Origin of the sequence: Paenibacillus sp. FSL L8-0470 (assembly GCF_038008625.1) — a bacterium.
Lineage (GTDB): Bacteria > Bacillota > Bacilli > Paenibacillales > Paenibacillaceae > Paenibacillus_AQ.
In genome coordinates this window covers 2,240,320-2,260,901 of record NZ_JBBOZM010000001.1, presented here as the reverse complement: position 1 = coordinate 2,260,901, position 20,582 = coordinate 2,240,320, and the positions used below count along the sequence as shown (strand labels likewise).

Genomic DNA, 20,582 nt, shown 5'->3' with positions numbered 1-20,582 from the left:
GAAACCTATACTTTGTGCTTTTGGTTATTGTTCCAGGTCCGGCAGCTGCAAAATATAGCTGTTGGACAGATGCAGCAGACGTTGTACAGCATCAAATTGCGCTTCTGTAGATCCGCCCTCAAGACTGGAGTTATCCAGCTGGCTGTAGTTGGTACCGTCCCCGTAGGCATCCCCTGTTACATAAATGCTCTTGTCATTAATGAAGGAGCCTGTCGGCAGGAAATGTCTGACCGGCAGCAGGTTGGTCTGCTGATTAAACAGATCTTCACCAAAATGCAGCTGATTCTGAACCGATACTCCCAGCAGATTGGCCACCGTCGGCAAGATGTCGACCTGGCCGCCTGTGTGATCCATTACCGCAGGCAGTTTAGCACCTGGCGAATGGACGATGAACGGAATGTTGAACATATCGGTGTAGCCATATTCATGGCCGACCAGTCCATTGATTAATTCCTTCTCATCACTGCCAAGCGTGTACATCGGCAGTCCCTGGTGATCGCCATAGAAGACGACAAGGCTGTCATCCCACAGGCCGCTTGTCTTCAGTTTCTCAAGAAATTGCCCCATCGCATAATCCGCATAATTCTGGGCACGAATATAATTGCCCAGCAGCGTTCCCTCAAAGCGCTCCGGCAACTCTATCTTATATTTATCTTCCGGCATATGGTATGGATGATGGGCGGTCATCGAAATCACCATCGCATAAAACGGCTTTTCCCCGGAATCCATCCGGGAGAGCTGCGGCACTGTTTTGGCAAACAGCACTTCATCCGATGCGCCAAAGGCAATATGGTCATCGTCGCCAAAAAAGGACTGGTCATAATAGGTGTCGAAGCCTACCGCTTTGTATAACTCCTTGCGGTTCCAGAAATCCACACTATTGGTGTGGAATGTTGCCGTGTCATAGCCATTCGAGGCTAGCAGCTTCGGCAAACTCGGCACAGATTTCTCCATATACGCCGAAGAGGTAGCCGGCTCATTCTTGGGAACGTAGAAAGAGGTGTTCACCACAAATTCCGCATCCGAAGTTGTCCCTTGGCCCGCATTCGTATAAAAATTATTGAAATACGTATTTTCTTGTACCAGCTTATTTAGATTTGGAGTGATCTCCTGGCCGTCAATGGTTAGTCCGAGCAGGAAGCTCTGGAACGACTCCATTTGCACCACAATAAGGTTTTTGCCTTTATCAGCCCCATAAAATTGCGGTGCTGCCGGCTCCTGGATTCCTTTCAGCTCATTGACCGCCTGCTGGGTAATCTCCTTGCTGTCAATAAGCGCCTCGTCCTCAGTGGTATCCGCAAATAGGGTATACAGCTCGTAATTGAGAATCCCCATACTCTCCGCTTTTTTTATCTCATTCATGCTCGCATGATTTGGCCAGATGCTAAAGAAGCAGAGTCCGATGGAAACGGCCGTGATGACCAGCAGAACTGCCCGGTTCATGCGCTTCAAACCTCGTTCCTTCCATTTGGCAATATATTTGGGACGGAACATAAAGAAGAGGAAGAAAATAATATCCACAAAGATAAACAGGTAATAGGGGGCGATCAGAGAATACGTGCTTTCTCCTACCTTAGTGACTTTATCTGCTTGCTGCAAAGCATGATATGTAGCGATCACCCCGTAATATTTGTAATACATCAGAACGGAAAAATAAATAACCGTAATCAGCAGATTGGCGATCATGTAGTACAATATCTTCCGCTTCGAGGCCAGCCATTCAATCAGACTGAACACAATGATGAAAAAGGGGATTTCCGTTAACACCATGCTCCAGTTGGGACCGTCGTTAAAGACAACAAACCAGGCTACTGCACTCTTTATAAGCAAAACTAAGCTAAATAATACAATAGGCTTGTATAATTTATTTTTAATATCGAATTTGTTCATAATGACTCTATCCCTTTCCTTAAAAACTTGGCCAGCCGCCGCACCCCCTCCCGATTTCAGAAAGCTTCTCGTTAATCCAGATTAGGGATAGATCTGATGCGGTACCGGATGACCCTTTTTTTTAGCCAACCGATGACAGCAGCGTCTACGAACCCTGTAATTGCCGGACTCAGCACACCATATTTGGAATGTCCGTGTTTTCGCTCCTGATGCGTTACTGTAACCTCGATGACTGTAAATCCGTTCATTTTGGCCAGTGTAGGCAAAAAACGGTGCATGCCATTGTATAAAAAGAAGCTGTCCGCCACTTCCCGTCTCATAAGTTTTAAGGGAGATACCGAATCCCGGATCCTTTCGCCCGTAAGCCAATTTCTTACTCCGCTGCCGATCCATGAGGATATCCTTTTCAAAAAAATATCCTTCCGGTTCTCCCGTTTGCCGTTTACAAAATCCACTCTGCCGATAAAGGGCATCAGCCTGAATATATCGCGCGGGTCGCTTTGCAGATCGGCATCCATGAGCGCGACCAGTTCTCCCCTGGACTGCCTTATGCCCGCCCAGACAGCAGCCGTCTGACCGCAATGTTTCTCGAAATGAATGACCTTCACCGACTTATCAGACCGTGCAACCTCATCCAGAATCAAGGCGGTCCGGTCCTTGCTGCCATCGTCGACTAGCACAATTTCATAGCTGTCCACCTTGTCTTGCACCGCATCCGTTATGCTCTTGTGAAGCTCCCGGATATTGCCTTCTTCATTATAAATCGGTACGACCACAGACAATCTAACCAAACAGATTCACCTCAGTACCAATTAATATATTCATGCTGCACCCGAAGGGTACGGGACAGTAAAAAAACGCAGGTTAGTGCGTTCCGGTCCGATCCAAAAGATTTAACAGTACTACTGCATTAAATCACAAAATAGATAGGTTATCAACCTATTTTTCCAGACGTTTTGTCCGGCAAACCGCCGAAGAACTTATTATTTTCCGGAGCATAAAAATAACCCCCCTTGTCCGCAGCACCGCGAAGCAAGGGGTGTTTGTAGGCAGGCTTGAACTGCAGGTGTACCAGGATTGGCGCATCCCGCTTCTATCCGTTACTCGGCCCGGTCGTACAATCCGATTAATTCATCGAAAGAAGTAATAATAACGTCTGAGCCCTTCAACTCATCCTGACGTCCGAAGCCTGCATAGGCACAGCCGATTACGGTCTGTCCGTTTCCTTTGCCGGCCTCCACATCGGAGGAACGGTCCCCAACCATCCACGCGCTGCTGATCCCGTGATTGTCCAGCAGAATACGCAGCAGCTCGGTTTTGGTCGCAGTACCTTGTCCACCAGCACTGTACAAGCCCTCGAACAAATCCTTCAGCTCATGCACAACAACGATGCTATGGATGTAATCCTCCAACCCGTTGCTGGCCACGAACAGCTTGACTCCACGTTCATGAAGTGCGGTAAGGGTCTCCTTAACCATCGGATAGAGCTGGGTGCCGCCTGCTTCCAATCCCTCAACCTCCATCTGCAGCAGCAGCTCATCCGCCCGGCGGTGTACAGCTTCATCGGCATCCGGCATGACATTCTTCCAAATTTGCTCCAGCAGCATGCCAAGACTGCCCAGAATAAGTTCCTCGGGCGGAGTCGGCCCGGTATGAAGCCCTTCTTCCCGCAGGATGTCAAACATTTTATGGTAAGCAGGCAATAACAGGCTTTCTGTCTGGAACAATGTTCCATCCATATCAAATACAATTGCTTCCGGTTTCTTTAGCATCAGGTTACTCATCCCTTCCAAATTGTTCTGCGAGTGATCTCTGCTCTGCACATGCAGCTCTAAGTTACATTCCTTTATGATATAGGAAAGCAGCGTGTATTGTCTATGAGCCGAGATTAACAAAAGGGACCGGTGACGGACACTGCAACGTGTCTGCCACCGGTCCCCCGCTGTCATTGTAATCTGTGAGGTTAGGTTAAGAAATTAGATATGGTCAAAGCTCGAAATCAATTCATCAAGAACATCTTTGCTTACCATTTTACCTTTGAAGTTAATCAGGTTTTCCGCACTTCCAGAGAAGATGCAGGTAGGCTCATATTTTCTGAGAATGATTTTTTCACCATCAACGAAGATCTCCAGTGGGTCTTTTATGTCAATTCCCATTGTTCTGCGAAGCTCAATCGGAATCACGATACGTCCCAGTTCATCTACTTTTCTTACAATACCTGTTGCTTTCATCATTATGCATCCTCCCTTGAAATAAACACTTTATTTAATCATTTGTGTTAAAAGCTATCATAGCTTCTAAATAGTAGGAATGATCACGCTATAATTGCATTTTAAAGTGCTATTTCTTTCCTGTCAATTTAATTTTCTACAACTTTTGATATTTATCGACAAAATATTCGTTATAATCTAGAGTCAATTCGACAAAATATTCGATGTTTATAAATTATAATAGCCGAAAACGTCTGCCATTGACAGTTTTTTGTAGATTTATAGGTGACAATTAATGGGGGGATTAGCAGAATGAAGATCGGGTTACGGAATGATCTGGAGCTGAGGGTCAAGACAATAAACGAACTATTGAATCATATAAGCTGCCTATAAAGCTTTCATCAATCTGTTTGATATGGATAATACGATCCTTAAAGGAGCCATCTGCAGAATAAGTTGCTTCAAAGCAATCGTTTATTCGTTCAATATCTATTTTTATATCCGTTTCCATCTTCTCCGGACCTTCATAGCCAAATAAGACATATATAGCGATATCGTAGAATTTCTTGTTCAGAATCAAGGAAAAATAAGAATATATATTCGTTGTGTTTGTTTCAGGAACAACGTCTATACCGTATAAAACTCCGAGGGGGTGATTCGTTGCGAAATAACTGTTATAGTTATTATTTTTGAATTGCGCTTTTAACCATAAAACAACTTCAAAACCAGTGTCAGCAGGGAAGTAAATGGACACCATAGGCTCCTCGATTAGCATGGGGCTGCTGTTAAGGGTACATATGTTGTGCAGCTTAAATAAACTATGCCATAACTTAATGTTAGTACACGGTTTGTTAACTATCCTATTCATATCTTTTCCTTGGTAATTGTCAATAAACACTACATTTTTATTGTATTTCGAAACAACTCTATGTAATTCAAAATAATCACCGGGACAAAAATCTCTACCGATCACAACGAGCGTGTCAATATTATCAGCATAAGCCGATAGAGCTGTATCAAGAGCCTCTGAAGCCGAATCAGCAGGAACGACAATTTCATCGTGCATGTTAACGCTCAGATGCGAATAATCTATTCTACATTTTTTATTCACGTGGCAAATTAATACGTTACTCATCCAATCTGGATCAGCATAGTAAAATCCCCATTGTTTGTCGTCCATATAATTAGTTGCCATCTTCAGCAATCCGATTTTTATTTGCTGCAGATCAGTTAGGCGGAATTCTCCAATAAGCTGGCATACTTTGGCTGCGATCATGGGCGCAGCGAAACTGCTTGAGTTGCTGCACACTTTTCCATTCCATTTGTGTTTTGCAAAAGCCGTAAATTCTATACCGTCGATGATATTATCATTAACATAAAACCCACTTTCGCGCAAAGTGTTGCTCTCTTCTCTCTTAACACCTATAACGTTTGAAAAGGAGGCAGGATACGTAATATATCCATGATTACTTGCAGCACTTACAATAACCAGGCCTTGACCGGCAACCTTATTTATGACTTTTTGTGTTGCGGATAAGTCTGCTGAGGAATGGCTTCCCAAGCTGACATTTGCAACCTGGATACGATTTTGGACGCACCATTCTAGTGCGCTGTACAGCTTCTGAATGTTTCCGCTTAAGGTATCTGACAATATCTTCAAGCTATATATTTGAATATCAGGATAATAGAGCTTTATTATGCCTGCACAGACAGTGCCGTGGGTTATTCTTTCAGGACTATCTATTGTATAAGTTTCTGTCGTAAAATCATCATTGAAGATCAACTGCTGAACAACAGATTCACCAAGTAAATATTCATTGACTCCGTCATCAATCACGGCAATTTTCACTTTAGCTTTGATGTTCATCGTCTCCTTTTGCCATACGGCAAAAATAAAACCGCCTTATTGGTCACAAACACTTTGACCCAGGCGGTAGACATGATCCAAGAAGGTATTAATCATTTAAATTAAACAAATCCTTTTTCCGCAGCCTTGAATCCAGACTGGCTTGATGCACACTATTTATATACAGGCTATTTGCTTCTTCACCGCTACTTGAGGCCTCTGTAATTGACCCGAATTGTGAGAGGAGCGTGCTGCTGCTTAACTTACTCAACATATCCATCTGCTCCGCCTTCTTTTTTTGGTCTGCCTCTACTTCTTTTTGAATTTTTTCCCGCTCGGCAGGTGTCAAATAATCACCAATAACCCAAAACGTAGCTGTTCCATCCGGATGTATAATTACCCCGCTGGCATCACCCGGTTTATCATTAGCGCTGGATGCAAAATGGTCCTGTATGATCGCTTCTACCTTTTTATACATTTGCGGATCTGTTGCCGACTGATTTAATATATTGGGAGCAATTGCAACATTTCCTTTACCAACACCATGGGAGTACACACGCTTTACGGCTTCTTCGGTCTTGGGTATGGCTTGCACATTGATCTTAATGCCAAATTTTTCCTCCAATCCCGTCAAAACTTCTTCCGAATTCGTTGTCGATAACGCCTCTTGAAAAGAAACCCCCGAATTCTGATTTTTCTGGCTTACCCTTGTTGCCTCCGAACGATTCAGGCTATTGAGTGAAGCTACATTCAACAAATTAAACCAACTCCTTTATTCTTTTTTCCTGTATAATGCGGCAAACCGTATGATATATTCGGTCTAAGCTGTGGAAGCATCCATTTAATATATCGGTTTCCGGAATTTGTATTTTTAGGGTTTCCTCAATATGAACAAAAAGAACCAACAAATCCCGTGGAGAAAACTGCATCGTCCCGCCCAATAAATCCTCATAAAAGTAGTTTTCGTTAAGCTTGTTCTTGTCCATTCCCATTACGCCGAATAATATTTCGTTCATCTGTTCACGCACTTGGTCCAGGTCCATAAATATCACCCTTCCTTTATACGATTTGCATGTTTTCATGCAATAAAAGAGCTTCACAGAATTCTGATAATTTCAAAGTGTCTGTCCCATTTAACGAATTAAAGAAAGGTACTTTGGATTCCAGCGATATTTGTGCCTTTTTTTCATCGACCAGCTTAGAATCAACCGTAAAAAACCTCAATTCTTTATCCTGTTTGCTTCGGCCCGTATCGAATTTATGATTGGACATATTAAAACAGTCAATATCAAAACCTAATTTATGCTTTGTAGACACACAGATTTTATCCAGGAACTCTCCATTAAATTCATCATAGGTCAGGTTCATAATGCCGACATCCGGATGAATCGCGCTAGCCGCCTCGAATGCAGTAATGCCAAATCTATTAGTAAACAGATTATTATATACCATGGTCCCGCCTGGAATTCCGATGATCATAACATCAGGTTGCTCGCTCAATTCAATATGTTTACAGAAATGATTAAAAAGAAATATTTTATCCATTTCATCTTCCTGATGATTAAACATAAATTCGGGAAAGGAATGGAATCCCATAATCTCACAATAAGATTTTGTCCCTATCTGGCTTACTTTGTAGCCTTCATTCAAGAAATAGTTCCTTAGACTGAGCTGAACATCAAATTTATTGGATTTTTCCATCAGACTCGCTACACAGATGATCGGCACATTGATATCGAGCAGTATTTTCTCAACAAGTTCTACTTTAGTTCTGTCAATGTCAATTCCAAAAAAACATGTGAGCTTCACATTGTTTTCCAGACATATCGTCTTTACCATTTCCACTTCATGATCCGGACATCTGTTCAACAGAACAATGTCTTTTCCCAGCCCTGCAGCACTGACAATTGCCGGGAACACAACTTTTTCAAAACTGCATTCAAACTCACAAATTATTAACACATCAAATTCATCATCCGAAAAAGAATCTTTAACTTCTATCCCTACATCCTCACCACAATAGCTGTACGCCGCATCTTTTCCATTCAATCCAAAGCCCAAGGGTGCCATCAAAGAAACAAGTTCATAGTTGTCCAATAAATTGGAGAATCTGACCACCGGACCGAATTCCGCATGATATGGATAAACAACTGCTCTTTTTTTCACCATTGTCCCCCCATTACACTTTTTCTTTGTCAAAGTCGTAGCCCAGCTCTCTTAGAACACAATAATCCTTAAACAAATTCTCAGTGTTTTCTTTAACCCTGTTGCAAATGCTTAATTTTTTGGCAGCAGAAAACTCACTGATATCATCCGCGGCCATTGCACAAGAAGTACAATATCTAAATGCCCAGCATTGCTTGCATTCTTTCTCCGTTATAGCTCCAATATTTAATATGTTCCGGATATTATCCAATTCAAAACCTGTATCGATATGCCCAATTCTCATTACACTTGATGCTTCACTAACTCTTTCACATGGGTATAAAGCGCCGTCTGCGTTGACGAATAATCGTTGTACTCCTGGAACACACGGTCCGGAGTGGTGATCTTTTTTCACATCATAAAAGGAGATTCTTAGCCTGTTGTGAACATTCTCCTGGATTTGATCGAAACTTTCCATCACCAGCTTCGATACCTCTTTTTTCTTAAGCCTATCAAACTTATAGAGGAATAATTTGAAAACTTCGTAATTATACATCTTGATAAAGCTGTCATTGATAGAGGACTCGCTCTTTTTATAGCTGCTTGCTATATCACTTGCCATAACAGCAAAGTCTTTTACGGTCTCATAGTCTGAAAAGAAGTTTGTGGAACAGCTGAAATCCGAATTCGGATCAATGACCGCATTGAACATCACTTTATTCACATAGTCCGGGGTTTGGTTTTTGATAGTTTCAATATTTTTCATAATAGTCTGGAAGGTGCCTTTATGATTTACCGCAAAAACGCGGTTTCTATCATGTGCGACTTCATCCCCGTCCAAGCTGATGGTTAAATTAAAATCATTAGAAGATAAGAACTCCAAGGTTTCATCAGTAATCAGGGTTGCATTTGTAGTGAGGTTAAACGTTAGTTCTTTGCCTGCACTTTGTTCTCTGGCATAGGCAACACAAGCTTTTATCAAGTCCATTTCCAGTAATGGCTCTCCGCCATAAAATCCAATATTAATGCGTGGAGAGTCTACAGAGTGCTCAATTAGAAACTTAATTGCTTTTAATGCGACCTCTTTTTTCATTCTCTTATTGGTATGTACTCTGTGTAAATAACTCCCGGAATAGGCGCAATAGCTACATCTCAAATTGCAGTTTTGCGTGACTTGCAGAGTGATCGAGCCAACATTTCTGGTTAAATTGTGCTGCAAGGAGTCGCTCATGGGATGAATCATCTCAAAATCCTGTTTCTCCGCCAAAAAACCGGAATCCATTAAGGTTTGAATTTCCGGTTCTACATGTTCAAAGTTTGAAGCTCTATAGCTCAACAAGGCTTCATAGGATCTTCCCTTTAATTTGAGAAATGTATTTGCGTTGGCATCGAACATATATTTCCCCGTTACCGTTTCAAACAAATGAAATATTGGCACCTGAACTCCCCCCACTCTAAAAGTGAAGCAGGACAGCCTTTTTATAAAGCCATTAAGCCATCCTGCTCTTAGTTATACTTAAGATTGCGTTTACCCGATTCCAATCGCTGTCATCTGCATGGAATTTCCAGTATAGGTTACTTGTTTCATGGCTGTTTTGTTTGATCCGCTGGAATTACATGTACATGCATAGCAGGGGCATGCACTGCAAGCTGCGTACGCCTCCAGAGTTTCATAATTTGCATTTGTTCTTTTTACAAGTTGTTTCATATGCCTGTTCCTCCTTTCGCATCAGATTTATCTAAATATCAATATTTGATATTTAAATCACTTGAAGGGTCAAGCTATTCAACGAATTGATGCTGTTGTGTGATGAGCCGGTACCTCTCATTTGTGTTAGACAACTCCTCATGAAGTCCAAAACCGGTCACCTGCCCTTGCTCTAAAAAGATCACCTTGTCCACGTGCTGTAGAATGTCTGGCCTGTGGGTGACTATAATTACTGTATTGTTCTGGAGTGCTGTATCTAATAGATGGTTTATGGCTTGTTCGGAGTGAAGATCAAGGCTGGAGGTCGCTTCATCAAAAATCACCAAGGGTCTGTTTTTCACTAATGCTCTGGCTATGGCGATTTTTTGTTTTTGCCCTCCGGAAAGTCTGTTGCCGTTGGGGCCTACGACATAATCGTCAAACAGGTTTGTATTCGTCTCTGCTAATTGGGTAACCTCAATAGCTTGTCTATACTGCTGATTCCCGATTTCACTGTACAGTTTTATGTTATTTTCGATTGTTGTGTCAAATAGATACACCTCTTGACTTACAGTCGAAATCAATTCCCGATATTCATTCAAATTAATATCCCTAATATCCATTCCATCCAATAGTATTTGCCCTGCAAGCGGTTCGTAAAATCTTAATATTAAACTTAGGATTGTCGACTTACCCGACCCATTCATTCCTACAATCGCCACCTTCTCATGGCTGCCAATCGTGAAGTTCACATCCGACAAGACCCGTTCAGCATTATAGGAAAAACTCACATTTTTAAACTGAATGCTACCAAACGGGTTGACCAGCTTCACATTGACGTTGCCAGCCTCTAAATCACAGGTTTCTATTTCTTCCTGCAGCAACAAATAATACCTTTGAGCAGAAGGAATTATTCCCGATATCAGGTAGCCGATATTTAACATCGATGAGATAGGAGTGGTCACATACGCGCTATAGGTAATGAAAGCAAATATGCTTCCTACCGAAAGCTTTGATTCAAATACCATTGTTGATCCGGAAGCATATATAAGAAGAACCAGTCCACCGATTAGAAATCTCTCCACAGTAATACGCCAGTTATCCAACAAGCTAATGCCCATCTGTGAGGTTATTACCTGATTCTGCTTGTCCGCAAATTCTTTTTCTTTGAAAAAGAATAAATTAAAAAGCCGTGTTTCCTTCACGCCGTTCAAGCTGTCCTCAAACCAATGCGAATATTCACCATCCTTCGTGATGTAATGTTCTGTAAGTGACTTTCTTTTTTTAGCAAACGATTTCAAAATCAAATATTCAACAGGTATTAAAATAAGCACAAGAATTGTAAGTTCCCAGCTTATGACAAAAAGTCCAATTAGTCCTCCCGCCAAACTAAAGCACTGACTCACAATAAAAAGCATGCTGCCATCCGTAATTTGCGAGATATTCGATATATCTGAGCTAACACGATTTAATAGTTCACTGCAATTTTTATCGGTGAAAAATTTCACTTTCACTTTCATGAGCCGGTTAAAAGCATCTTTATGCAAGGTGTAGATGATGTGTGAAGATATTCTTATCCTTTGTTTTTCTTTGAGTAAATCTAAAAAGCTGCTGAACGTGGACAACAAAAAGATGAATATTGCCGTTATGATGATGGTTTTGACGTCTGATTTCATAAAACCGTCGTCAATAATGATTTTGTTGAACATCGGCAAGACCGAACTAACTAAAGTTGAAAATATTAATAACAGAAGAATAATGCATAAATTCTTTTTATGCGGTTTGAATAATCTGATAAGTTTTTTAAGGGTATCCTTATCATTCATAACATGTATCCTCTTCTACTATTCAGCTTGGGTTTGACATTGATAGCGCTATCAATATATCATATAAATGAATATTTGGGGTATTTTGGTAGCTAATGGCTGGAAAACGAGGCTGAATGACGTTTCATGTCAGGTTCTGATCTTAAAAAAATCACAAATATAAAAGCGGGAGGAATGGCTTTGTTCCACATGGCTGTATGCGATGACGAGAAAAAGGAACTCATTCTACTAAAGGAATATCTCCCAAGATTTACGAAAAGAACAGCTTACTCCTTTGAGACTCAATATTTTTGTAGTGGCGAGGAATTGCTTCACTCTTACCATGAACAGATGAGTTATCCTTTTCATATTCTCTTATTGGATGTTGAGCTGAAAGGATTAAATGGAATCGAGGTTGCCAAAAAAATCAGGGCGCTTCCGGATCGAGATGTCCAAATCATATTCTTGACCAACTATCCGCAGTATGTAATGGACAGCTTTGATGTGCAAGCCTTCCATTATCTGATTAAACCTGTGGCCTATGAGTTATTCGAGGCAAAGATGAGCAAGCTGTGCAACTATATCGTTTCTTCTGTAAACCGGTTCTTATTGATTAAAACTGAAGATGGACATGTGGTTATCAAAAAGTCCGACATTATTGCGATTGTTAAAATCAAACATTCCTTGGCCAAAAACCGGCTAAAGATCATTACCTCGACGCAGCATTACATCATTTCAGGTACACTTTCTGAATATATAGGCAAGCTAAACCGCCCGTTTATGCTTATTCATCGTTCCGTTATTGTTAATCTGGAACATGTCCACAAGTTCACCGCTACTTCTGTATTCATGCACAATCAAGAGCAGTTTCCTATTGGACGCACTCTGGCAAAAGAGGTTAAAGAAGCCTACGCCTATTATATGATTGCGCAATTCAAAGAAAGATGATGACCTTATATTATTTTATTGTCATCCTGTTGCTGCTTATTCTGATCATGTGGGAAACCCTTCTCCTATTCGGTAAATTCAACAGAAACACCAAACTGATTGAAGAGAATTTACTATTGCAGAAACAGCTGGATTACCAGCACAGCAGCTATGAACAAACCGTACATTCCATTACTAACATCAAACAAGTTATCCATGATACGAACAAGCAATTGGTATATGTCCGGACTTGCATTCAAAACAATGAAATTCAGGAATCCATTCATCACATCAATCAAATGCTCGGTCAAATTCATCAACCTGCTCCAAAGCTATCAACAGGCAATTTGGCCATTGATGCTTTAATTGACAACGCACTAAATATTGCCTGTGAACACTGCATTGCCATGAACAATGATATTCGGATACACACCGGAGCTATTGAAATTGAACGGCTTGACTTGTGCACCGTGATCGGGAACGTGCTGGACAATGCTCTGGAAGCCGCTGCAAGGGTTCCTAAAAAAGAAGATAGATTTATTCATCTTCTGATATTCACGACTGATACTGCATTATTTATCCAAGTCACCAACTCGCGGAGCGAATCCAGCGCCATGGTGCGGTGTAATCGCAAAACAAATGCCGGCTTCCACGGATTCGGCTTAACGAATATTCAAAGAGTGGCTAAAAAATATGGAGGTAATCTTGTTACCAAGGCTCAAAACTATGAATTTGAAACTATCATTGTACTGCCTTTTTCTAATGGAGGCATAGTGAGAAGTCCCGGCTTTCCTTGCAAGCACAAGTAGCCGCTCCCCAAGAATCGCGTTCAAGGGGACCGGCCCTGGCTGCAGGCTTTACGAACTTTACGAAGTAATCTCAAACAATCTCGCTGTTTTTCCTGGTGGGAGGGCCACTGTCAATACTCCTGCTGATTTATCCCAATTCCAGGCCAAGTTATGCTGCTGCGGATAGGCACAGGCGATGGCTGGTTCAAGCCCCCTCAGCTCTTCTATCGGCAATTGGACATTATCGGCTTCTCCGGCAATCCGCCATACCGCCACGTACCTGCGTTCCCCGCGCCGCAGCCCGAGGCTAACCCATTCGCCCCCGCTATCCGGCAGGCCGAGCGGCCAGAAAGGCGTGGCATGCGGGATATCGCTGCGGATGGTTTTGTAATAATCCAGAGCTTCCTTCACCAGTTTTCTGCGGCGGGGCTCAAGCTCCGCCAAATGTCCGCTCTGGTGCACACGCAGCAGCAGCGCATTGACCATATTGAAGATGACTTCCTCATCATCGCCTTCGCGCAGCGGATACGACCAGACCGCGGACTGCTCCGGTGTCAGTGCCGCCGGTGAGCCTGCGGCTATGGCCGCGTACTGTACATAATCCTCCTGGTCGCTGGTCGACTGGATGCTGTGCCGGCTGAGCATCGCATAATCCATACGCATGCCGCCGCTGGAACAGTTCTCGATCACAAGATTTGGATAACGCACAAAGATGCTGTCCAGCCAAGCCAGATAGGCACGGTTATGCTGCAGCAGCCCGTCGCCGAAGCTGTCCGCAGCTGTCTCTGTTCCAATGCCTGCATTGATGTTGTAATCCATCTTAATGTATCCTACGCCGTACTGCTCAACCAGACGGGCAATAACACCGTTTGCATGTTCAATCACTTTCGGGCTGCGGTAATCGAGCTGGTAGCGGCTGCGGTCCTTAACCCGTTTGCCATGCCGCATGAAAAACCAGCTGTCATCGGTCTCCGCCAGCTTCGGACTGTTGATGCCCATAACCTCCAGCTCCAGCCATAGTCCGGGAATCATTCCTTTGCTGCGGATATAGTCCAGCACATATTTAATCCCTTCCGGGAACCGCTCACTGGAAGGCTCCCACTGTCCTACGCCATCCCACCACTCTCCAGGCGCATACCATCCGGCATCGATGCAGAAATATTCACAGCCGACATCGGCAGCGGCGTCGATTAAGGGCAGCAGCTTCTCCGTCGTCGGGCTTCCCCACAGGCAGTTCATATAGTCATTAAAAATAATCCGCAGCAGCTCATTATCCTCATTGGGTCTGCGGATCATCCGGCGGTACGCCGTAAGCTGTTCCGCTGCACCCTGGAATCCTCCCTGTACAGCACCCACAGCTACAGGCACCGAGGTGAACTCCTCACCCGGGGCCAGCTTCAGCCACCAGTGGTTGTCATGCTCTGTAGGCCCGCTGGCCAGCAGTGTAAGCTGATCATACTGATCCGTCAGCTCCCAATGCCAGGAGCCGTTATGCTCAATCTGCCAGAACAGGCTTGTCCCGCTCTCCTTGTTGTGCAGCACAGCCATGGGAAGCAATTCTGCCGCCGACCAGGAGCCTGTATTGCTTGCGGCAATCCGTTTCGAGCCGCGGTCGGCCAGATGGGACATCCCCAGCTCAGGCAGCCGGTAGGTCCGCCACTGCAGCTCACTCTGCCACCCGCTATGCGCGAGGGTTACCTCGATCTTGTCGTTGCGGTCTCCGCTTCCCTCCTTGTCGACACCTGTAAGAGCAAACGACGAGATGTATTCCACAGCCGCCTCGGCTTCCCCGGCATTCTTCAGCACTGTCCAGCTGCGTACAATCTGCACGCCCTTATAGAACTGAAAATGCTGTACTGCCTGAATTCCAGTGAGATGATCGGTCAGGGTCAGCTCCAGCTTGCGTCCCAGCGCATTCCCCGTGTCGCTGTGCCCGGCATATACCATCCGGAGCCCCGGATAGGAGGCCCGGTGTGTGCGCCCGTGATATTCGGCGCGGTCTTCACCCGACAATTGCAGCTCCAGCAGCCGGAAGCCCGGTTTATTCTTGTCGGCGATAGCCCCGGCTTCCAAAGGTGACGCTCCGAAGTGCAGCAGCCGGACATCCTGCTCCGCTGTAATTTCAATCGTAAGATAAAGTCCATTTTCGGCGATTTCAATGATCTTGCTGTCCATATTTAATTTAGCCTCCTGCCATATGTTGGTGTCTTATATGATTATAATTTGTTTCACCGGAAATCCAAACATTCACCGCAGTTACGGCATTCACCGCCTCCCGCCAACAATAAAGGGACGGCCCCCCGGTAAATGAATCTTACCTTCGAGACCGTCCCACATCGAAATGTTTTATTGAGCCGATCCAAATTGGATCCAGGCTTTCTGAATTTCGTTGATCGCTTGATCCTTAGTTTTGCTGCCGCCGATGTAAGCCTGCATCAATTCACCGAATTTCTGGTGGAAGGTATCCAGGGAGTAGTTGACCGACAGGTCGCCGGATTTCTCCGTCTTCAGGATTTCTTCCATTTCCTTAGGCATTTGCAGGTCTGGCATTGGGGCATCCTTGATTGGCGGGATTACCTTAGCCACGCTGGAGAACCAGTTTTTCCCGTATTCGGAAGTATACAGCCAGTTGAAGAACTCAATAGTTTCTTTAACTACAGCAGAATCCTTGTTGATACGCAGCGCCTGGTCAGCACCAGTAATAATCTGGGACTGTTCCGCTTTGTCGCTGACAGGGTAGCCGGCGATGCCAAGGTCAAAATCTGGTGTGATTTTCTTAATGGCTTCTTCATCCCATGCGCCCTTACCGTTCATAAATGCAGTTTTGCCAAGAGCGAAGTCGCTGACTTGAGCATTGCTGTCGCGCTCCAGCGGCTTGTCCGTACCGTGCTTAACTGTAGTGTCAATGTAATTAAAGAAGTTATTGTACAGCACCGGATGATCCTTGATGGTCGTCTTGCCGGCGATGAAATCTGCTACAAGCGTTTTGGCATCCGTACCGGCATCAATTGCAGCCGCATCCACAAAGTGTTGGAAGATATGCTTCCATACCCACCACTCTTTGTAGGCATTGGCGAACGGTGTAATCCCTTTTGCCTCCAGCTTGGTGATCGCATCATCCAGCTGGGCGGTTGTCTTTGGAATTTCTGTAATGCCGGCATCAGACAGCAGCTTTTTGTTGTACATCAGTACGAACAGGTTGCCTTTCACCGGAAGTCCCAGCACCTTACCGTCGGTAGAGCTCATATTGGAGCGGACCGCATCGGTCATCGCTGCCGCAAGCGGCTCATTCGTAAGATCGGCACTGTATTCAGCAAAGGTATCAATATCTCCACCAGCTGTCGTCTGGAACACGTCCGGAGTGCTGCCGGCAGCAATTTTCGATTTAAGTACCGTATTGTAGTCAGCCTGCATAATTTCCAGGTTAATGGTTACGTTTGGTTTAACCTTTTTGTATTCTGCAATGTAGGCATTGAACGCATCGGTGTACTCCGGTGATGCGGTAAACATATTAATCGTTACGGGCTTGGAGGAATCCGTTGTGGCAGCATTATCCGTCCCGTTTGTACCAGCCGTATTATTAGTAGCGGCATTATTGTTGTTCCCGCCGCAACCGGCCAGCAGACCGCCGACGAGCAGCAGACTTGCAGATAGTCCCATAAATCGTTTTAACATGATGTTGCCCCCTTTTTCTTATGCATCTTGTGTGGTCTTGTTGCTATTCTAAATAAAAAGAAAAAGGATAAGAATGTACATAAGTGAACTTATGAGGGTAAAAAAGTGGGCTAATGTAACCGTTTCACTTTTCTACCCCGGGCAGAAGGAGCCTGAATTCAGAAGGTGAACAGTCGTAATAATTGCGGAACGCCTTGCTGAAATAGTTTTTGTCCTTATAGCCCAGCATCTCGGAGATATCCTGGATTTTGAGGGCAGGATCAGACAGCAGGTCCTTGGCCTTGTCCATTCTTACCTTTTGTACATACTCATGAATGCCGTAACTGTATTGGGCCTTGAACAGCTTCATCAAGTATTCTCTGCTCAGGAAATATTTATCCGTGAACAACGATATTTTAATATTCTCGAAATAGTGGTTATCAATGTATGCTTTAATATTTTCCAGCACATTGCCGCGGTTACCGGCAAGGGATCTGCCGATTTCACCGGCATAGACATCCAGAATATGATTAAGCACGCCTTCAAACTGCTCAAAGGAGGCGAAGTCACCGGCGATCCCCAGCCCGCGCAATCCCTTGTCTTTGCCGCCTCGCAGCCGTTCAGGACCTGCATTCAGTTCCTTGGCGATATCGTTCAGCAGAATAATGAACTCCTGAATCGTCCGGTCAGCTGCCCCGAGGCTGAAATGCCCGGAGGTCTGCCATTGTCCGGTGAATTCGCCGAGAATGCTTTTGGCATGATTCACATTTCCGCTCTCCAGAATATTGCGGATAAGCGGCATCCGGGCAGTCAGCGAAGGGCTGTCCTTAACTGGAGGTTTGGCACCTGCACCGGCAGCAACGATGCCGCTCTTTAGATTCAGCAGATCAATGGCGTCCAGCGACGCTTTGGCGGCGTCATACGACTGTGCGATATCCATACAATCACTATAAGGCTCTCCAATGCCTCCTGCACAAGCAATTCCGAACAGCTCCTTCAAAGTCGAAGCGGCCTTTTTCATATGATGCAGGGACAGAAAGGCCGCATCTTGCCCGTAACCGCCCTTCATGGTAAAGATAGCGATAAATTCACGTTCTGCCCGGGGGCTGACGAAGCTGAACGCTTCAAAATCCCCGCCGCTGTTCTCATTAATGACATTCGTTACGGCAAAATGCATCAGATCCCGGTCTTCATGAAATCTTCCCTTGCGGACCTGCTCCAGATTGAGCAGCCGGACAATCCCGACAGCAAAAAAATGGCCGGGTTTATCTGCACCGATCAGCGGCAAAAAGGCTTCATTGGACTGGTTCTTGAAGCTGCGCTCGATAATCGACAGATACATCTTCTCCTTCAGCTTCGGAATGGACATGTTAAGCGTGATGTTCCGGCTGATAAATTCGCTTTCTTTCTTGCGTTTCGCCTCCAGCAGGTCGACGGCCTTGCGCAGCGCGCTGTTCAGATCACTCCGGTTAACCGGCTTCAGCAAATAGTCGACAACCTTGGAACGGATAGCCTGCCGGGTATATTCGAAATCATTGTAACCACTGATGACAATCAGCAGCAGATCCGGAAATTCATGCTCGGCGATTTGTAGCAGCTGGCTGCCGTTCAGCTCCGGCATCTTCATATCGACAAGTGCGATATCAATTTTGTGCTGCCGCAGCATGGCCAGTCCAACGTTGCCGTCCGTAGCCTCCAGCACCTGATCTACCCCTAGTCCCTTCCAGTCCCCCAGAATGTTGATGGCTTCGCGCAGCGGCTCTTCATCATCTATGATGAGTACTTTATACATGTTGTCCCATTCCTCCCCGCGGTAATTGCATTTCCATTGCCGTTCCGTGCTCATTACTACTGATCGCCAGACCCGCTTCTTCTCCATATAGAAGCTTCAGCCGTGTATTCAAATTTTTCAGTCCGATGCTTTCATTCCCGTCTTCGGACAAGTCTCCTCCAAATTCCTCCCACTGGATCTGCAGCGTGCTCAGCACTTCCGCAAGCCGTTCTCCGCTAATGCCAGGCCCGTCATCCAGTACAGAAATCACATTGTAGTCTGGAGTAATCCGCGCCTCAATCCTGATCGTGACTGTAGTGGATACCTTCTCCAGCGCATGCTTGATGCAGTTCTCCACCAGCGTCTGAATGGACAGCTTGGGAATACTCAGCTCCAGCAAGGTCTCGTCCCAATCGTAGACAACCTGCATCCGACCCCCGAACCGGGCCTTCTGCAGCGCCAAATAGCGTTCAATATGCCTCAGCTCTTCCCTGGCAGCAACAACATCACGGCCGCTGATGCAGTATCGCAACGTCAAAGCCAGATTATCGACCATCTCGACGATATCGTCATTGTTGTTCTTCAATGCCTTCGTAGAAATCGCCTGCAGAGCATTATATAAGAAATGCGGGTTAATCTCCGCCTCCAGCGCTTTGAGCACCGCGTTTTTCTCGACGATTTTCATTTTATACCGCTCATTGATCAGTTCATTGGTTTTTTCAACCATCTTATTGAAATGGCGCGACAGATACGCGATCTCATCGTTTCCCTCCACCTGTGCTTCGGCATCAAAGCTGCCGGTGCTGAACCGCTTCATTTGCAGCGACAGATTTTTCAGCGGATTTGTGATCCTGTTGGAGATGAAGCTGACAAGGACCACCGAGACGATCAGAAACAGCAGGCCAATGAAGTAGTTTAATTTACGTGTCGTTGTCGCCGCTTCGTAAATTTCTTTGTAGGGAATCGGCTTGATCAGCTTCCAGCCCTCTTTTTTATTAATGTCATAGATCACCAGATATTTTTGTTCATCAGCCGACCACGTAAGTCGTCCGCCTTGGGCTGGGGTCAGCTGGTCCAGCAGGCCTGCCGCTTCACTTTTGGCATAAAATTCACGGTCATCCACCACAAACGCCTCATTATCCGGGCTGACATACATCAAATGCTCTCCGCTGCTGAACGGAATATCCTTCATGATCTCATCGGTGACGCTCGAGTTGAAGTACAAGGACAATACCGCCTGCGGTTCTCTGGACGCGATCGAACGGAGCAGCCTGTGGTAGCCCATGAAACTTTTGTCTTTATTAATAGGATAGTCATCCTGTTCCGAAGTGTCCTGCACAAAGGATTGATATGAACGGTTAAACGGGCTTGCCAGCGCACGCTTATACCAGGTGAGATTCTCAATCGGGGGGTGCTGGGCGACCCGGATCGTAATATTATAGTTCTCTTTGGTGACATAATAATACTTCTGCTCTTTGATCACGTAGAGGGTTATAGCCTCCAGGTCGTTGCGTGAAAAATAGAGATTCTTCAGGTAATCCTCCACATACATCTTGGAGGCGTAATCCTCCGATTCATGCATGATGGCATAAGTAATCTCATCATAGGAGATTTGCGGCAGGGACAGCTGCTCGATCCCGTCAAGGTAACTTTCCAGATTACGGCCAACCAGCAGCAGGTTGTTGCTTGTGCTCGTTATTCTGCTGTTCACTGATTCCTTGCGCAGCATTCCATATGAAATGAACGTCAGCGAAGTAACCACCAGGATAATAATGGTCGTGAACAGCAGAATCAGCTTATTCGCCAGACGGCGTGAAATCCGCTCCAGTAAAGGCTCAAACAGCTTATGCAGAATTGAT

General features: G+C 44.9%; 17 protein-coding genes. 2 read left to right on the top strand and 15 right to left on the bottom strand.

Annotation, left to right across the window (positions count from 1 at the left end; translation table 11 throughout):
* Positions 1–24 precede the first annotated feature (24 nt).
* The 11 genes from NST99_RS10100 to NST99_RS10055 all read right to left on the bottom strand — a co-directional run bounded on the left by NST99_RS10100 (position 25) and on the right by NST99_RS10055 (position 11,604).
* Positions 25–1,890: an LTA synthase family protein gene (locus tag NST99_RS10100; RefSeq protein WP_341091410.1), complete on the bottom strand. Its 1,866-nt coding sequence runs from the start codon at positions 1,888–1,890 to the stop codon at positions 25–27.
* 71 nt (positions 1,891–1,961) lie between these two features.
* Entirely contained in the window at positions 1,962–2,681 is a 720-nt protein-coding gene (locus NST99_RS10095; RefSeq protein ID WP_341091409.1) for a glycosyltransferase family 2 protein, read from the bottom strand.
* A 309-nt stretch (positions 2,682–2,990) separates the two neighbouring features.
* On the bottom strand, positions 2,991–3,662 hold the full coding sequence (locus NST99_RS10090; protein ID WP_445744959.1) for an HAD family hydrolase: 672 nt from the start codon (positions 3,660–3,662) through the stop codon (positions 2,991–2,993).
* A 204-nt stretch (positions 3,663–3,866) separates the two neighbouring features.
* Positions 3,867–4,124: an AbrB/MazE/SpoVT family DNA-binding domain-containing protein gene (locus NST99_RS10085; protein WP_038588784.1), complete on the bottom strand. Its 258-nt coding sequence runs from the start codon at positions 4,122–4,124 to the stop codon at positions 3,867–3,869.
* Between the two features lie 325 nt (positions 4,125–4,449).
* Positions 4,450–5,967 carry a S8 family serine peptidase gene (locus NST99_RS10080; protein WP_341091407.1) on the bottom strand — a complete coding sequence of 506 codons (1,518 nt, stop codon included), beginning with the start codon at positions 5,965–5,967 and terminating at the stop codon, positions 4,450–4,452.
* 88 nt (positions 5,968–6,055) lie between these two features.
* Complete coding sequence (locus tag NST99_RS10075) at positions 6,056–6,703, bottom strand: DUF6033 family protein (protein ID WP_341091406.1); 648 nt, start codon at positions 6,701–6,703, stop codon at positions 6,056–6,058.
* 1 nt (position 6,704) lies between these two features.
* Positions 6,705–6,989, bottom strand: coding sequence for a peptide maturation system acyl carrier-related protein (locus tag NST99_RS10070; RefSeq protein ID WP_341091405.1), 285 nt, complete (start codon positions 6,987–6,989; stop codon positions 6,705–6,707).
* Positions 6,990–7,005: 16 nt separating this feature from the next.
* Positions 7,006–8,112 carry a TIGR04066 family peptide maturation system protein gene (locus NST99_RS10065; RefSeq protein ID WP_341091404.1) on the bottom strand — a complete coding sequence of 369 codons (1,107 nt, stop codon included), beginning with the start codon at positions 8,110–8,112 and terminating at the stop codon, positions 7,006–7,008.
* Between the two features lie 13 nt (positions 8,113–8,125).
* Positions 8,126–9,529, bottom strand: coding sequence for a Cys-rich peptide radical SAM maturase CcpM (ccpM, locus tag NST99_RS10060; RefSeq protein WP_341091402.1), 1,404 nt, complete (start codon positions 9,527–9,529; stop codon positions 8,126–8,128).
* 90 nt (positions 9,530–9,619) lie between these two features.
* The gene (locus NST99_RS33675) at positions 9,620–9,799 is read right to left on the bottom strand and encodes a CLI_3235 family bacteriocin precursor (RefSeq protein ID WP_342481444.1); all 180 of its coding nucleotides are present in this window, start codon (positions 9,797–9,799) and stop codon (positions 9,620–9,622) included.
* A 74-nt stretch (positions 9,800–9,873) separates the two neighbouring features.
* Positions 9,874–11,604: an ABC transporter ATP-binding protein gene (locus tag NST99_RS10055; protein ID WP_341091401.1), complete on the bottom strand. Its 1,731-nt coding sequence runs from the start codon at positions 11,602–11,604 to the stop codon at positions 9,874–9,876.
* A 126-nt stretch (positions 11,605–11,730) separates the two neighbouring features.
* Here NST99_RS10055 and NST99_RS10050 point away from each other — a divergent pair, with 126 nt between their 5' ends.
* Both NST99_RS10050 and NST99_RS10045 read left to right on the top strand, forming a co-directional pair.
* Positions 11,731–12,531, top strand: a complete 801-nt coding sequence (locus NST99_RS10050) for a LytR/AlgR family response regulator transcription factor (protein ID WP_341091400.1) — start codon at positions 11,731–11,733, stop codon at positions 12,529–12,531.
* A complete protein-coding gene (locus NST99_RS10045) occupies positions 12,528–13,319 on the top strand; it encodes an ATP-binding protein (RefSeq protein WP_341091399.1) in 792 nt (263 codons plus the stop codon). The genes NST99_RS10050 and NST99_RS10045 overlap by 4 nt, the downstream gene beginning before the upstream one ends.
* Before the next feature lie 57 nt (positions 13,320–13,376).
* Here the strand turns inward: NST99_RS10045 and NST99_RS10040 are convergent, their stop codons facing one another.
* The 4 genes from NST99_RS10040 to NST99_RS10025 form a co-directional block, all read right to left on the bottom strand.
* On the bottom strand, positions 13,377–15,473 hold the full coding sequence (locus NST99_RS10040; protein ID WP_341091397.1) for a glycoside hydrolase family 36 protein: 2,097 nt from the start codon (positions 15,471–15,473) through the stop codon (positions 13,377–13,379).
* 171 nt (positions 15,474–15,644) lie between these two features.
* On the bottom strand, positions 15,645–16,973 hold the full coding sequence (locus tag NST99_RS10035) for an ABC transporter substrate-binding protein (protein ID WP_341091396.1): 1,329 nt from the start codon (positions 16,971–16,973) through the stop codon (positions 15,645–15,647).
* A gap of 124 nt (positions 16,974–17,097) precedes the next feature.
* Positions 17,098–18,744 carry a response regulator transcription factor gene (locus NST99_RS10030; RefSeq protein ID WP_341091395.1) on the bottom strand — a complete coding sequence of 549 codons (1,647 nt, stop codon included), beginning with the start codon at positions 18,742–18,744 and terminating at the stop codon, positions 17,098–17,100.
* Positions 18,737–20,485, bottom strand: coding sequence for a sensor histidine kinase (locus tag NST99_RS10025; RefSeq protein WP_341091394.1), 1,749 nt, complete (start codon positions 20,483–20,485; stop codon positions 18,737–18,739). The genes NST99_RS10030 and NST99_RS10025 overlap by 8 nt, the downstream gene beginning before the upstream one ends.
* Positions 20,486–20,582: the final 97 nt, after the last annotated feature.